This window comes from Flavobacterium sp. HTF (assembly GCF_003105115.1).
GTDB lineage: Bacteria > Bacteroidota > Bacteroidia > Flavobacteriales > Flavobacteriaceae > Flavobacterium.
The window spans coordinates 1-15887 of record NZ_QETH01000050.1; the positions used below are offsets into that span (position 1 = coordinate 1).

Here is a 15887-nt window from a genome sequence, read left to right on the forward strand (position 1 = left end):
ATTATTTTCACATCAGCCTTAGTAAGTTCTGCTTCTTATTAATTTATTTTTATGTTCATAGTTTTTTTGTTATAGTTAAGGGGCAGTTTTTTTTTATTTATTAATTTGAAAAGTTAAAATTTATGACATATTTATTTATAATAAATGTGAATGTTTGATTGATAATATATTTTATGGAAATCCATAATAAAATAAATATATTTTCAGACAATTATACCACAAAATAAAAACCCGCCACCAAGTACTTTTACGTGTTTTGCATTAAGCCAATTAATGAATGCAAAATTTCCATTTTTGATGTCACCAACCTCAAATTTGACGTTCCCAACGTCAAAAATGACCCTGCGAAACGCCAAAAATGACGTTCTTAAAGTCATAAAAAGCTCAAATTTGAGGTATGAACACGTCATTTTTGGAATTTAGAACCTCATGAATGCATGATAAACCTCAAACTTAGGAACGACCCATAAAAAAACCTCCCGAAATTGAATTTCGAGAGGTTTTTACTGTTAGGTTGGCAAAATTACAAAACAGGATCATCTGTTTTCTTTTCAACTGTTGCGTCGGTTCTGTTAAAAAACTGCGACAATTTTTTTACTTTTTACTTCAAAGGCCGCGGTTTTGCTTCCTGCTTTATATTTGCTGAAATACCTTTTTCTCAAAATGAAGGGCGTTATTTTTTTTCTACATTTGTGGCCTATGAAAAAAGCTTTCCAACTCTTCGATTTTACCCAAAAGGTCAATTATAAAAATGAAATTTTAGCAGGTTTCACCGTTGCGATGACTATGATTCCGGAATCATTATCGTTTGCAATTCTGGCCGGGTTTCCGCCTTTGGTTGGATTATATGCCGCTTTTATTGCTGGTTTGGTAACTGCTATTTTTGGAGGGAGACCCGGAATGATTTCCGGTGGAGCGGGAGCAACCGTAATTGTTTTGATTGCCCTGATGAAATCGCACGGAATAGAATATGTTTTTGCTGCCGTAGCACTTGGCGGAATTGTACAAATCTGTATCGGACTTTTTAAACTCGGAAAATTTATCAGACTGGTTCCGCAACCCGTTATGTTTGGTTTCGTAAACGGACTGGCAGTGGTCATTTTTATGTCGCAGCTGGAACAGTTCAAAACGGTTGTAAACGGTCAGGTTTCATGGTTACAGGGAACTCCGTTGTATATAATGTTGGGTCTGGTTGCTTTGACAATTGGTATTGTTTTGCTTTTTCCTAAAATTACAAAAACAGTTCCAGCGTCTTTAGTAGCCATTATGGTGGTTTTTGCTATTGTACTTTTATTTAATATTGACACCAAAACCGTTCAGGATATTGCTTCTGTTCAGGGCGGATTTCCTTCTTTTCATATTCCTAATATTCCGGTTTCTTTTGAGACTTTAAAAGTGATATTTCCGTATTCAGTAATTGTTGCGGCGGTTGGTCTGACAGAAGGTTTGCTTACGCTGAATTTAGTCGACGAAATTACCGGAACCCGCGGAAACAGCAATCGCGAGTGCATTGCACAGGGAAGTTCAAATATTCTAAACGGCTTTTTCTTCGGAATGGGTGGTTGTCCGATGATCGCACAGACGTTGGTAAATCTTGGAGCAGGATCAAGAGCCCGGCTTTCGGGAATTATTGCTTCCTTAACTATTCTGGTAATCATACTTTTTGGAGCGCCCGTAATTGGCAAATTACCAATGGCAGCATTGGTCGGCGTGATGATGATGGTGGCGATTACGACCTTTGAGTGGGCAAGTTTCAGGATTATCAATAAAATGCCAAGACACGATATCTTTGTCGGGATTCTGGTTGCTTTGATTACTATTGTGTTGCATAATCTGGCCTTGGCCGTTTTGATTGGCGTCATAATTTCAGCCCTGGTTTTTGCCTGGGAAAGTGCCAAAAGAATCCGTGCAAGACATTTTACAGACGAAAGCGGGATAAAACATTATGAAATTTACGGCCCGTTATTTTTTGGATCTGTAGCGGCTTTTATGGAGAAATTTGATATTCAGAACGATCCTGAACACGTTATAATCGATTTTAAAGAAAGCCGTGTTTCTGATATGTCAGCGATTGAAGCTTTGAATAATCTAACTAAAAAATACCATCAGGCAAATAAAATCGTAGAGCTAAAACATTTAAGCGAAGATTCCCGACAATTGCTTAAAAATGCCGATGCGGTTATTGACGTAAATGTGATTGAGGATCCGACTTACAAAGTGGTGAGTTAATTATTTAAAACGCTGTAAGTATCTTTTGGCGATGAAGTAACCCCCAATAATGTAATTCTTCCAGAACTTTTTCGAGTGATTTTCCATGCTCTGTAATAGAATATTCTACAGTTGGAGGAAAAGTATCGTAAACAGTTCTCTTTATCAATTGATTGCTTTCTAAGCTTTTTAATTCTTTAGATAGGGTCTTATCGGTGATTCCGGTAACTTCCCTTGATATTTCTTTGAATCGTTTGTTTTCTGCAGAAAGTGAAAACAAGATTAATAATTTCCATCTTCCTTCTAAAGCTTCTAAAGCATCTTTAATAGAAAGTGCAGTTTTTGGACATCCACCTTTGGTTAGCATTTTATTTCTTTTTTAAGGTTACGTTACTTTCTTTTTGGATAGCACTATCTAAAAGGGAAGTACTGTCAAAAGGGAAGTAAATGTAAATATTTTTGAACTCTAATAAAAATTATATCAAAAATGACAAATCGGGAACAATCTCCAAAAGCGCTTCAGATTATACTGTGGTTAGTGCAAATTATTTTATTTTTTAGTTTTATGTCCGGAGCTTTCCTGAAGCTGTTTTTTTCTATTGAAAAATTAGCAGCAATGTGGCCGTGGGCTGCGCAGGTTCCTGTCTTGTTTGTAAGATTTACAGGAATAGTAGATTTATTGGGAGGAATTGGAATTCTTATACCAACGTTGCTGAATGTTAAACCAAAATTCACAAGAATTACTGCTGTAGGAATTATTATTCTAATGGTTTGTGCAAGTATATTCCATATTTGCAGAGGCGAAGCATCAGAAATTGGTATAAACATCTTTTTTGCAATTTTGGCCGGAGTTGTATTTTTTGGAAGAAAATAAGAACTATCGAAGCTGAAAGAAAAAACTCCAGTAAACCCGACAGGTTTTTAAAACCTGTCGGGATCGCTCAGGGTGACATTTTGGGATTAAATTTTCTAATTATCAAATTGCCACATTATCTAATTAGCTAAAGCCGATTTTGTATCACTTAATTTTCCGTCAATTTCGCCAACTTTCAAATCTAAAATATGCGCTATTAAAGGATAAACAGAAACATTTTGAAATGTTTTTACTTTTTTATTGACTTTAAATGCCGGGCCTTTTGCATAAAAAATCGCGTGCATGTCTTTTTCATTATTGTCATAACCGTGTGTACCGCCTTTAATGTTTTGACTTTCCTTATTCACCAAACTCCATCCTTTATCGGCTTCGATTACAAAATCATGCACCCGCGGATTGGTTCCGTAATGCAGCCTTTCGGGAACTTCAGCTGCTTTCCAGAATTTGATATGAGGAACTTTTTTTAAAGCATATGCAATAGAATCCTGAAATCCTGCTTTTGCCTGCAGGCTCATAATCGGATTAATGACCTCTTTATAACCCAGCCATTCCGGTTTCAAATAATCTAAAACAGCTACTTTTTTATCATTGCTGATATCGGCCATTCCGTGATCCGAAACAATAATTAAATTGATTTGTTTTCCGATAGGTAACCGATCTAATCGTCGGGATAATTCGCCCATAATAGAATCCATTTTTATCACCATTTTTTTGTTTTCCGGCGAAAGCGGACCAAAATTATGGCCTGTATGATCCGGTTCGTCAAAATATAAAGTCACGAGATGAGGTCTTTGTTTTTCCGGAAGCTGCAGCCATTTCATAACCGTATCGATTCTTGCTCCGTATGGAATTTTGTTATCATACGTTTTGAAATAACTTGGGTTTCTTTTGTCGATATCAGAACCGGGCCAGAAGAAAGAAGCTGTTTTCACGCCTTGCTGTTCCGCCAAATTCCAAATAGGATTGCCGCCATAAAATCTCGAATCATTTTTTGCATTGCTCGATAATGAAAAGGATTCGTTTAGAGCAGCATCATAAAAAACATTATTAATGATTCCGTGATGATCCGGATAAAGTCCCGTTACAATAGCATAATGATTAGGAAAGGTTTTACTTGGATAAGATGGTTTCATTGATTTTGCATGAACACCTTCTTTTTCAATCTGCTTTAAATTAGGAAGATTGAATTGTTTTCCATAATCCCAACGAAATCCGTCCATGGAAACTAAAACAACATAAGAATCTTTATTGGTCTGTGCTTGTAAAACGAAAGAAAGTAAAAGGAAAAATAAAGATAGGAGAGAGGTAAACTGCTTTTTCATTATTAAAATTTATTGTAGCTGCAAAGGTAGAGATAACAGGTTTTTTAAAGAAAAAGAGAATGTTAAATAAAAAAATTTGCCACGAATTACACTAATTTCCACTAATTATTTTTTCTAATCGATACCTATAAAAAATTCGTGGCAAACAAAAAAACGCCAGACATTCATCTGGCGTTTTAAGTTTTAAGAAAAGAACGAATTACATCATTCCTGGCATACCGCCACCCATTGGCATACCGCCAGCGCTTTCTTCTTTGATATCAATTAATGCACATTCTGTAGTTAAGATCATTCCTGAAACAGATGCAGCATTTTCTAACGCTACACGAGTTACTTTCTTAGGATCGATAATTCCAGCTTTAAGCATATCTACATATTCATCAGTTTTTGCATTGTATCCAAAATCGCCAGAACCTTCAGCAACTTTAGCTACAACAACAGAACCTTCAAGACCAGCGTTTTCAACGATAGTTCTTAATGGAGATTCAACAGCACGAGAAACGATTTGGATTCCAGTAGCCTCGTCAGCGTTGTCAGCTTTTAAGTCAGCTAAAGCAAGTTTAGCTCTTAATAAAGCTACACCACCTCCTGCAACAATTCCTTCTTCAACAGCAGCGCGGGTTGCGTGTAAAGCATCATCCACTCTGTCTTTTTTCTCTTTCATTTCAACTTCAGAAGCTGCACCAACATAAAGAACAGCAACACCGCCAGCTAATTTAGCCAAACGCTCTTGTAATTTTTCTTTATCATAATCAGATGTAGTAGTTTCCATCTGACCTTTAATTTGGTTTACTCTGTTTTTGATAATGTCAGCTTCACCAGCACCACTTACAATTGTAGTGTTGTCTTTATCGATAGAAACTCTTTTTGCAGTTCCTAACATTTCGATAGTTGTATTTTCTAGCGTATAACCTCTTTCTTCAGAAATTACAGTTCCACCAGTTAAGATTGCGATATCTTCTAACATTGCTTTTCTTCTGTCACCAAAACCTGGTGCTTTTACAGCAGCAATTTTAAGAGCACCTCTTAATTTGTTTACTACTAATGTTGAAAGAGCTTCTCCGTCAACATCTTCAGCGATAATCAATAATGGTTTTCCTGATTGAGCAACTGGCTCTAAAACTGGAAGTAATTCTTTTAAAGAAGATACTTTTTTGTCGTATAATAAGATGTATGGAGAGTCTAATTCAACTTCCATTTTTTCTGGATTTGTAACGAAGTAAGGAGAAAGGTATCCTCTGTCAAACTGCATTCCTTCCACAACGTCAACGAAAGTGTCAGTTCCTTTAGCTTCTTCAACAGTGATAACACCTTCTTTTCCAACTTTAGCGAAAGCAGTAGCAATCAACTCACCAATAACGTCGTCATTGTTTGCAGAGATAGAAGCAATTTGTTTGATTTTATCTGAATCGCTTCCAACCACTTTAGCTTGTTTTGCTAAGTCAGCAACAATAGCTTCAACCGCTTTGTCGATTCCACGTTTTAAATCCATTGGATTTGCACCTGCAGCAACGTTTTTAAGACCTTCTTTTACGATTGCCTGAGCTAAAACTGTAGCAGTTGTAGTTCCGTCACCCGCTAAATCATTGGTTTTAGAAGCAACTTCTTTTACCATTTGAGCTCCCATATTTTCTAATGGGTCTTTTAATTCGATTTCTTTTGCAACAGAAACTCCATCTTTAGTAACAGTTGGTCCACCAAATGATTTTCCGATAATTACGTTACGACCTTTTGGTCCAAGCGTTACTTTTACAGCATTTGCTAATGCATCAACACCACGTTTTAATCCGTCACGTGCCTCAATATCAAATTTTATATCTTTTGCCATTCTATTTTTGCTTTAGGCAGTAGGCTTTAGGCCTTTCTACTGCTGAGTTAATATTTTTTGTTTGCTTTAGGCAGTAGGCTTTAAGCTTTTTTACTGCTGAATTAATATTTTTTGTTACTTTGAACAATAGGTTTTTAAGCTATTTTGGATAAGCTTAAAGCTTATTGCTGCGTAAGCAACTTTTTTAATTTGTAAATTTTGCTTTTTATGCTGTTGATTTTTTCTATTTGATTTTCAGCAATTTCATTATTTAGATATTGCAGATCTTTAGCTAAAATCAAAAGATATTCTGTTTCATTTGCAGAACCCAAAGCGATGTTGAGAAATTGATTGAATTCTTTGTCACTATTTCTTCCACATCCTTCACTAATATTAGTTGGGATTGATGAAGAAGCCCTTCTTATTTGACTTGTTAATCCATACAATTCTTCTTTTGGAAATAAAGAAGTTAATTTATAGATTTCTAAAGTTAAAGAATGGCTTAGCTGCCAAATATCATATTTCTTAAAATCCCTCATTTTTTGTTGGCTTTAAACTTTAGGCAGGCTTTATGCTTTTTTTGGAAGCTTATAGCTTATAGCTTACGGCTTATAGCAATCTTTAGATTATCGCAAGAATATCGTCTTCACGCATAATTAGGTAATCAGTACCTTCCAGTTTTAATTCGGTACCGGCATATTTACCATAAAGCACGGTATCACCAACTTTTACAGTCATGATATGATCCTTAGATCCGTTTCCTACTGCAACAACAGTTCCTTTTTGTGGTTTTTCTTTGGCAGTATCCGGAATAAAAATTCCTGACGCAGTTTTGGTTTCAGCTGCAACAGGCTCAATAAGTACGCGGTCTGAAAGCGGTTTAATGTTTAATGCCATAATTTTTATATATTATAAGGTTATACTTTTTAATGTTTCATAAACTTTCAGAAATTGTGCCATGCTGGAAAAACTGACATTATTTCTTAAAAAAAATGCCAGCTTTGACAGGCTGGCATTTCAATTTTATATCTGAAAATATTATTTCGCTGCAGGTGCTGCCGGAGCAGGAGTTCCCTGAACAGGAGCTGCTGGTGTAGTAGTTGCCGGAGCTTCAGTTTTTTCAATAAGTTTAGAGTCAGTATCACTTAACGATCCTGTAAAGCTTAAGCTTGAAAGTAAGATTAAAGCAATCAGAATAGTAGCAAGAGTCCAGGTACTTTTATCTAAAAAGTCAGTTGTTTTTTGTACTCCACCTAGCATTTGAGTTCCGCTAATTGTAGAAGACAATCCGCCTCCTTTAGGGTTTTGTACCATAATTACTACGATCAATAGAAAGCAAACTATTGTGATTAAAACTAAAAAAATTGAAAATGTGCTCATTGTTTAATTATTGATGTTATTTTGTTGTAAAATCTTTATATCCGATATGCGGTCTGCAAAGAAACTAATTTTTTCTGGATATTTCAAAATTAATATTTCATATGCCTGTATCGCCTTTGTGTACTTCTTTTGTTCTAAATATACCCTTGCCAAAGTCTCCGTCATTAAGTAGGAATTATCTTCTGTATTAATATCCAATTGTACCATTGGAGCAGTTCCGGAAGGTTTGATTGGAGAGATTTTTGGGTTTGTTTCTATAAATTTATCGATGATTTCTGCCTTTTTCTTTTTTTCCTCAAATGTATCTTCCTGTTTTACCTGAAAAACAGGCTTTTCGACAGATTCAATATTTGTATCCGTTACGGGTATAGCGTCATTATTTTCTTCCGAAATATCTTTTGACCTGTCAATTGGTTCTGTTCTGGACAATTGCAGCCATTCCTGAAAGGAATGTTTTTCATTTATTGAAAAATCGAGAGGTTTTCCTATTTCCAGATGTTCTTCGGCAATTTTTACATTTTCGGGAACTTCAATTTCTGTCGGCTCCTCAATAGTAATTGATTCTTCAGATTTTACAGTTTCCTGGATTTCGATTTCTGCCGGTTCTTCAATAGTAACTGGCTTTTCAACTTCAGGTTTTTCAAAAACAACAGTTGTGGCTTGTTTTATCGAGTTAAATACAGATTCTTCGATAGGATCAATACGAACTTCAGAGTTTTTGCCTGTCTCTTCAATTACAACAGGTTCTTCTTCTTCTTTTACAACTGTCAGTTCCGGCTGTTCAACAAAAGAGTCAATAGAAATATCTTCTGTATTTGCTGTCTCTTCAACAACAATTGGAGCTATTTCTTCTATTGGAGTATCAGTAGTTTTTTCAACAAAAGAATCGATGTTTATCTCTTCAGTTTTTACAGGTTCTTCAGTTGCTAAAAGTTTTTCTTCTTTTACAGGTTCTGAGACAGGTTCTTCAAAAACGGGTTCTACAGGTTTTTCTTCCGGCTTTTTTTGCTCTTCAAAAACGACTGTTGTAGCTTCTCTTATAGAAGACAGGATAGATTGCTCGATAGGATCGATTCTTATCTCGGGAACTTTACTGATTTCCGGTAAAACAATTTCACTTTCAAAAACAGTTATATTTAATAGTTGTTTTATTTTCTGATCATAATAATCACTCTGAATAGCGGTATATGTTTCAGCGGTAATAAAATCAAATAATATAGAACGGTCTGCGGTATGAGCGGCGGCAACCTTTAAAGCATAATTATACTTAAAACTATTTTGATTATGAAGCCCTTTTAATCGCAATGCACGCGCACTTTGAAAATATGGAAATTCATTCAAAACATTTCCTAATGCTTCCGTCTGCTTCTCAGTAATAGCATCAGGTTTGTTTATTAGGTATGTATAATCGGTTACGTTCATTTTTTTTGTTTAATCGTGGATTTGTTGTTTGTTTGATCGGGTTAGTTTATTAGATAATTTATTGATTTAACGAATAAATTATTAAACCAAAATTACCATTTAGCCAATGATTCATTAAAAATATCCTGCGTGATTCTGTCGTAAATTTCTTTGATTGCAGCAGTCAGGGCAGAACCTACAAGTTGTTCGCTACCCGGATAATCCTTGTAGAATTCAAATGTTCTTTCAAAATCATCAGTCTCTTTCTTTTTATTTGTAAAACGTACGTTAATACGAATAGTTAAACGGTTTTGTGCTGCCTGCTGATCGGCAGTGGCGGTCATTGGTGTAATTCTATAGTCGACAATTTCTCCTTCATAAGCTAAATCAGCACCATTAGTTACTAAGTTTAAATTGGTTTGATTCTGAATTAAATCCTGTAAAGCCAACGTAAAGTCTCTGTCAATTCCCGGTTCAATTAAATCAGCATTATTCTGAAAAAAGTTTACCTGAAAGGTTTTGGCATCGATTTTTCCTGTTCCTGTAAAGTTGTAAACCGAACAGCCGCTTAGCATGAACAGACTGATAAGTGCAAATAAAGAATATATTTTTTTCATAATGTTTATTAGGAAAACTCCAATGGTTTAAATTCCGAATTCCAATTTTGCCCAAATATAGTAATTGAAGCCTGGAATTTTAAAATTGTAATTTAATTATTTTTATAAATCGAATTGCTTGATTTTACGGTATAAAGTTCTTTCCGAAATACCTAATTCATCTGCAGCAGCTTTACGTTTTCCTTTGTTTTTTTCTAATGATTTCTTAATCATTTCGATTTCTTTTTGTTCCAGGCGCAGGATCTCTTCTTCTTCGATTGTTTCGGCATCCAGATAATTATTATCATCCTGAATGCGATAATTATCTTCGCGTGCAGGTGTCATAACGGCTGTTCTTGGTTCTTCTTCAAAATCAATTTCGCTGTCATTTTCCTGCGATCCGTATATTTTCTGAATAAGATTTGGATTAATGTCCTGCACTTTTGACGAACCGTTTTTCATCAATTCCAAAGTAAGTTTTTTCAAGTCATTCAAATCACTTTTCATATCAAAAAGCACTTTGTATAAAATATCTCTTTCGGTACTAAAATCACTTTCTTTTTTCTTGTCGCTAATTACAGAAGGCAAATTTGTTCCTTCGGCCGGCAGATAAGATTGTAAGGTTGCAACTGATATATCGCGATTGGTTTCTAAAACCGAAATTTGTTCAGCTACATTTCGAAGCTGACGGATATTTCCGTTCCATCTGAATTTCTGTAAAAGCTGAACAGCATTGTCATCTAATCTCAATGGAGGCATTTTATATTTGTGAGCAAAATCGGCTACAAATTTTCTGAACAATAAATGAATATCTTCATTTCTTTCACGCAAAGGCGGTAATGTAATTTCTACCGTAGTTAAACGATAGTATAAATCCTCACGAAATTTTCCTTTTTCGATTGCATTGAATAAATTGACGTTGGTTGCCGCAACAATTCTGACATTGGTTTTCTGAACCTGCGAAGAACCTACCTTTATGAATTCTCCGTTTTCCAAAACACGAAGTAATCTAACCTGTGTTGTTAATGGTAATTCACCCACTTCATCCAGAAATATTGTTCCGCCGTCTGCTACTTCAAAATAACCTTCACGTGTGCTTGTAGCCCCTGTAAAGGCGCCTTTTTCGTGACCAAAAAGTTCACTGTCAATAGTTCCTTCCGGAATAGCACCACAGTTTACAGCAATATATTTTCCATGCTTTCTGTGTGAAAGCGAATGTATAATCCTCGGAATGTTTTCTTTACCAACACCGCTTTCTCCGGTTACCATCACCGAAATATCGGTAGGAGCAACCTGAATGGCTTTTTCGATCGCACGGTTTAATTTCGGATCATTTCCAATAATTTCAAAACGTTGTTTTATTGCTTGAACTGTTTCCATATCGATTTTGTTTCAAGTTTTTAATTGTTTCAGGTTTCATATTATGCCTAAAACTTAAAAATTTGGCTTATATTTTTTTTGCCACATTAATCTCAGATTTTTTTTAATCAGCTAAAAATGTTTATTATTAAATTAACCACAAATTACACAAATTAGCGCAAATTCAGTTTATGAATTTATCAATCTTTTGTGTACTAATGATTTGTTTTGAAAATTTGCAATTATTCCAACAGGAGTATCCGCAAGTTTCATGTAATTTAATGTTTGAGCAAGATGATCATTGCTAATTTCTTTCACTGATTTAACTTCTAATATTATATCTTCATACACTATAAAATCAGCATAAAATTTATGAGGCAAAATAATTCCTTTATATTCTATTGAAAACTCCTTTTCTCGATGATAAGGAATATTATTGTTTTTAAATTCAATTTCTACTGCATCTTTTTATACAATTTCACGTAATCCAGGTCCTAATAATCTGTGTACTTCCATGCATATGCCTACAATTTGATAATTTTGATCTTTCTTGTAATAATATTCGTTTGTATCAATCATGAAGAATTAATTTGTGAAAATTTGTGCAATTTGTGGTAAAGAAAAAATTAATTCATTTCAGAATATCCAACCGCTTCTCCTTTCAAAGTTCCACTAGTACAGCTTGTGATTTTTACGTTTACGAAATCTCCGATTTTGTAATTTTCTTTCGGGAAAACTACCGTTATGCTTTGTGAGTTTCTTCCTGAGAATTCTTCTTTCGATTTTTTAGAAACTTTTTCTACTAAAACTTCAACTGTTTTTCCAACAAATTCCTCACTTCTAAACCATGCGTGTTTTTGTTGTAAATCGACAATTTCCTGTAATCTTCTGGCTTTTGTTTCTTCGGCAACATCATCTTTCATTTTTCTTCCTGCCAAAGTTCCGGGACGCTCAGAATACGAATACATATAACCGAAGTTATATTTTACATATTCCATTAAACTCATCGTATCCTGGTGATCTTCTTCAGTTTCTGTTGGGAAACCGGCAATCATATCTTGAGAAATAGAAGCGTCAGGAACAATCGCTCTGATTTTATCAATCAGCGCCATATATTCTTCACGGGAATGCAGACGATTCATTTCTTTTAAAATTCGGTTACTTCCTGACTGAACCGGCAGGTGAATGTGTTTGCAGATGTTCGGATATTTCGCAATAACATGCAAAATGCTTTCGTGCATATCCTGCGGATTTGAAGTTGAGAATCTGATTCTCATTTTTGGAAAACCAACAGCAACCATTTCAAGTAATTGATCAAAATCAACTGCAGTTGCTTTTTGCATTTCAGAAGCGTTTACGAAATCTTTCTTCAATCCGCCGCCATACCAAAGATAACTGTCAACGTTTTGACCTAAAAGTGTAATTTCTTTAAAACCTTTCTCCCAAAGATCTTTGATTTCATTCATGATACTTTGAGGCTCACGACTGCGCTCACGTCCGCGTGTAAAAGGAACAACACAAAACGTACACATGTTGTCACAACCACGGGTTATAGAAACCAAAGCTGTGATTCCGTTGCTCATCAAACGTACCGGCGAAATATCTCCGTATGTTTCTTCTTTTGATAAAATTACATTGATAGCATCACGTCCTTCTTCAACTTCCGATAACAGATTTGGCAAGTCTTTGTAAGCATCAGGCCCCACAACAAGATCTACTATTTTTTCTTCTTCCAGAAACTGACTTTTTAAACGCTCGGCCATACAGCCCAGAACGCCTACTTTCATTTTCGGATTGATACGTTTTACAGCATTATATTTTTCAAGACGTTTACGAATAGTCTGTTCAGCCTTATCTCTAATCGAGCAGGTATTGACCAAAACCAAATCTGCCTCTTCTAAAACAGAAGTTGTATTATAACCTCCGTCAGATAAAATGGAAGCTACGACTTCACTGTCCGAAAAATTCATCGCACAACCGTAACTTTCTATAAAAAGTTTTTTAGTATTCTCAGGTTTATTTTCCAAAACAAGACTTTCGCCCTGTTTGCTTTCTTCAATAATCTTTTCCATTGTAAAATTTCAAAGTGCAAAGATAACGCAAAAGCTATAGATGTGACAAGATGTCAGATAAAGAATTAACAAAATTTAATATACTTCAGATCACTATCAGGATAGTTCAGATTAAAGTACGGAGTGATTTTTAGTCTAAATCAAATTCTAAATTCTAAAATGAAAAGCACATTTCTAGGCCATAAACCATTAAAAGTTATACCTATATATATAATCGAGATGTTTACAGATAAATCTGTAATTTTTGGAAACATATTATTAAAATACCTCAAAAATGAATAAGCAAGGTTGATATTTAAAAAAAATAAATACTTTTGTTGCAGAAAAATAGAGCAATGGCAAAGAATTTAGTAATAGTGGAATCACCTGCAAAGGCGAAAACGATCGAGAAATTTCTAGGGAGCGATTTTCAGGTAGAGTCAAGTTATGGTCACATAGCCGACTTACCTTCAAAAGAAATAGGAGTAGATGTAGAGAATGGATTTAAACCTAAATATGAAGTTTCTCCTGATAAAAAAGCCTTAGTAAGTAAACTTAAAACACTATCTAAAAATGCTGAAACAGTTTGGTTAGCAAGTGATGAGGACCGCGAGGGAGAGGCTATTTCATGGCACTTGGCGGAAGAATTAAAACTTGATATTAAAAAAACCAAAAGAATTGTTTTTCACGAAATTACCAAAACCGCGATTCTTAAAGCAATTGATAACCCAAGAGAAATTGATTATAATTTAGTAAATGCACAACAGGCACGTCGTGTTTTGGACCGTTTGGTAGGTTATGAATTGTCTCCTGTTTTATGGAGAAAAATTAAAGGAGGTTTGTCTGCTGGTCGTGTGCAATCTGTTTCTGTTCGTCTGATTGTTGAAAGAGAACGTGAAATTCAGAATTTCAATGCAGTTGCAAGTTACTCAGTTGTGGCAGAATTTGTAAACGAAGCCGGAAAAGCTTTTAAGGCAAAACTTCCAAAAAACTTTAATACTAAAAAAGAAGCCGAAGATTTTTTAAAACAAAACATCGGTTCTATATATAAGGTAGCAGATTTAGAAACTAAACCTACCAAAAAATCACCAACAGCACCTTTTACAACGTCTACCTTACAACAGGAAGCGGCTAGAAAATTGTACTTGCCGGTTGGAATCACAATGCAGCTTGCACAACGTTTATACGAAGCGGGACTTATTACTTATATGAGAACCGATAGTGTAAATCTTTCAAAAGACGCAATGGATGCTGCTGAAGCTGAAATCATTAAGTCTTACGGAAAAGAGTTTTCTAAGCCCCGAACGTTTGCTACTAAAAGTAAAGGAGCACAAGAAGCGCACGAAGCAATTCGTCCGACTGATATGTCCCGTCATTCAGTAAACATAGACCGTGATCAGGCTCGTTTGTATGATTTGATCTGGAAAAGAACTTTGGCATCTCAAATGAGTGATGCACAATTAGAAAGAACTAATGTTAAAATTGAAGCGAATAATCACGATGAAATTTTTACGGCATCTGGAGAAGTTCTACTTTTTGAAGGTTTCTTAAAAGTATACCTGGAAGGTCATGATGATGATGAAGAGGAGCAGGAAGGAATGCTTCCGGCTTTAAAAGTAAATGAAAAGTTAGCTAATAATTATATTACAGCTACAGAAAGATATTCAAGACCTCCGGCACGTTATACTGAGGCATCTTTGGTGAAAAAATTAGAAGAATTAGGAATCGGGCGTCCATCTACATACGCACCAACTATTTCAACGATCATCAATAGAAATTATGTGGAGAAAGGAACTCTTGAAGGTCAGGAGCGTAATTACACACAACTTACTTTGCAAAATAGTAAAGTTGGAGAAAAATTATTGAAAGAAAACACAGGTTCGGATAAAGGTAAATTAGTACCAACAGATATTGGAACTATTGTTACCGATTTCCTTGTTAAGAATTTTGGAAACATATTAGATTATAATTTTACTGCAAAAGTAGAACAGGATTTTGATGAAATTGCCGAAGGAAATATCGACTGGGCAACTATGATGCAGGAATTCTACGACAAGTTTCATCCAAATGTAAAAGAAGTTGAAGCGAATGCAGAACGCGAAAGCGGAGAAAGAATTTTAGGAAAAGATGCAGACGGAAGACAGGTATCTGTTCGTTTAGGAAAATTTGGTCCGATGGCTCAGATTGGAGAAGCGGATGATGAAGATAAAAAGTTTGCGAGTTTGATGGCAGACCAGAATATTGGAAACATTACACTTGAAGATGCACTGAATTTATTTTTGCTTCCAAAAAGTTTAGGTGATTATAAAGGAGAAGAAGTTGAAGTAAATAATGGTCGTTACGGTCCTTACGTACGTCATGGAAGTGTTTTTATTTCTTTGCCGCGAGGAGAAGATCCACTGGGAGTTTCAAAAGAAAGAGCTCAGGAACTAATTGACGAAAAAGAATTGGCAGATGCGCCAATTGCAGTTTATAAAGGTGAAGGTGTTCAGAAAGGGGTAGGACGTTTTGGTCCTTTTATTAAATGGAATGGTCTTTTTGTAAACGTAAGTAAAAAATACAATTTTGATAATTTATCACAAGCAGATGTTGAAGAACTGATTGAAGATAAATTGCAGAAAAATATAGATAAAGTTCTTCACAATTGGGAAGAAGAAGGAATTGTTGTTGAAAAAGCACGCTGGGGCCGTTCAGTAATTCTCAAAGGAAAAATTAAAATTGAACTTAGTAAAGATGTTGATGCTACAAAATTAACTTTAGATCAGGTTCAGGAAATGATTGCTGCAAAAGCTCCTGCGAAAAAAACACCCGCTAAAAAAGCAACAACGGCCAAAAAGGCAACAACTAAGAAGGCTCCGGCTAAAAAAACAGCTGCTAAAAAGAAATAAA

Annotated in this window: 14 protein-coding genes; 3 read left to right on the plus strand and 11 right to left on the minus strand. The window is 35.2% G+C overall.

Features of this window, described 5'->3' with window-relative positions:
* Positions 1-699 precede the first annotated feature (699 nt).
* The gene (locus DCO46_RS14615; protein ID WP_116753256.1) at positions 700-2229 is read left to right on the plus strand and encodes a SulP family inorganic anion transporter; all 1530 of its coding nucleotides are present in this window, start codon (positions 700-702) and stop codon (positions 2227-2229) included.
* 4 nt (positions 2230-2233) lie between these two features.
* Here the strand turns inward: DCO46_RS14615 and DCO46_RS14620 are convergent, their stop codons facing one another.
* The gene (locus tag DCO46_RS14620; RefSeq protein WP_116753257.1) at positions 2234-2575 is read right to left on the minus strand and encodes a winged helix-turn-helix transcriptional regulator; all 342 of its coding nucleotides are present in this window, start codon (positions 2573-2575) and stop codon (positions 2234-2236) included.
* 120 nt (positions 2576-2695) lie between these two features.
* Between DCO46_RS14620 and DCO46_RS14625 the strand changes: the two genes are divergently transcribed.
* Positions 2696-3082 (plus strand): DoxX family protein, encoded by a 387-nt coding sequence (locus DCO46_RS14625; RefSeq protein WP_116753258.1) that lies wholly within the window; start codon positions 2696-2698, stop codon positions 3080-3082.
* A gap of 119 nt (positions 3083-3201) precedes the next feature.
* Here the strand turns inward: DCO46_RS14625 and DCO46_RS14630 are convergent, their stop codons facing one another.
* The 10 genes from DCO46_RS14630 to miaB form a co-directional block, all read right to left on the minus strand.
* Entirely contained in the window at positions 3202-4404 is a 1203-nt protein-coding gene (locus DCO46_RS14630) for an ectonucleotide pyrophosphatase/phosphodiesterase (protein WP_116753259.1), read from the minus strand.
* Positions 4405-4603: 199 nt separating this feature from the next.
* Positions 4604-6232, minus strand: coding sequence for a chaperonin GroEL (gene groL / locus DCO46_RS14635; protein ID WP_116753260.1), 1629 nt, complete (start codon positions 6230-6232; stop codon positions 4604-4606).
* Positions 6233-6393: 161 nt separating this feature from the next.
* The gene (locus DCO46_RS14640) at positions 6394-6750 is read right to left on the minus strand and encodes a four helix bundle protein (protein WP_116753261.1); all 357 of its coding nucleotides are present in this window, start codon (positions 6748-6750) and stop codon (positions 6394-6396) included.
* Positions 6751-6832: 82 nt separating this feature from the next.
* The gene (gene groES, locus DCO46_RS14645; RefSeq protein WP_116753262.1) at positions 6833-7108 is read right to left on the minus strand and encodes a co-chaperone GroES; all 276 of its coding nucleotides are present in this window, start codon (positions 7106-7108) and stop codon (positions 6833-6835) included.
* A gap of 141 nt (positions 7109-7249) precedes the next feature.
* Complete coding sequence (secG, locus tag DCO46_RS14650; protein WP_116753263.1) at positions 7250-7591, minus strand: preprotein translocase subunit SecG; 342 nt, start codon at positions 7589-7591, stop codon at positions 7250-7252.
* A gap of 3 nt (positions 7592-7594) precedes the next feature.
* Positions 7595-9013: a tetratricopeptide repeat protein gene (locus DCO46_RS14655; protein ID WP_116753264.1), complete on the minus strand. Its 1419-nt coding sequence runs from the start codon at positions 9011-9013 to the stop codon at positions 7595-7597.
* 92 nt (positions 9014-9105) lie between these two features.
* Positions 9106-9609, minus strand: a complete 504-nt coding sequence (locus DCO46_RS14660) for an LptE family protein (RefSeq protein ID WP_116753265.1) — start codon at positions 9607-9609, stop codon at positions 9106-9108.
* 102 nt (positions 9610-9711) lie between these two features.
* Positions 9712-10968 (minus strand): sigma-54 interaction domain-containing protein, encoded by a 1257-nt coding sequence (locus DCO46_RS14665; protein WP_116753266.1) that lies wholly within the window; start codon positions 10966-10968, stop codon positions 9712-9714.
* Positions 10969-11136: 168 nt separating this feature from the next.
* Positions 11137-11400, minus strand: a complete 264-nt coding sequence (locus DCO46_RS14670; RefSeq protein WP_317048055.1) for a GxxExxY protein — start codon at positions 11398-11400, stop codon at positions 11137-11139.
* 173 nt (positions 11401-11573) lie between these two features.
* The gene (miaB, locus tag DCO46_RS14675) at positions 11574-13019 is read right to left on the minus strand and encodes a tRNA (N6-isopentenyl adenosine(37)-C2)-methylthiotransferase MiaB (protein WP_116753267.1); all 1446 of its coding nucleotides are present in this window, start codon (positions 13017-13019) and stop codon (positions 11574-11576) included.
* Between the two features lie 335 nt (positions 13020-13354).
* Between miaB and topA the strand changes: the two genes are divergently transcribed.
* On the plus strand, positions 13355-15886 hold the full coding sequence (topA, locus tag DCO46_RS14680) for a type I DNA topoisomerase (RefSeq protein ID WP_116753268.1): 2532 nt from the start codon (positions 13355-13357) through the stop codon (positions 15884-15886).
* The last annotated feature ends 1 nt before the right edge of the window (position 15887 follow it).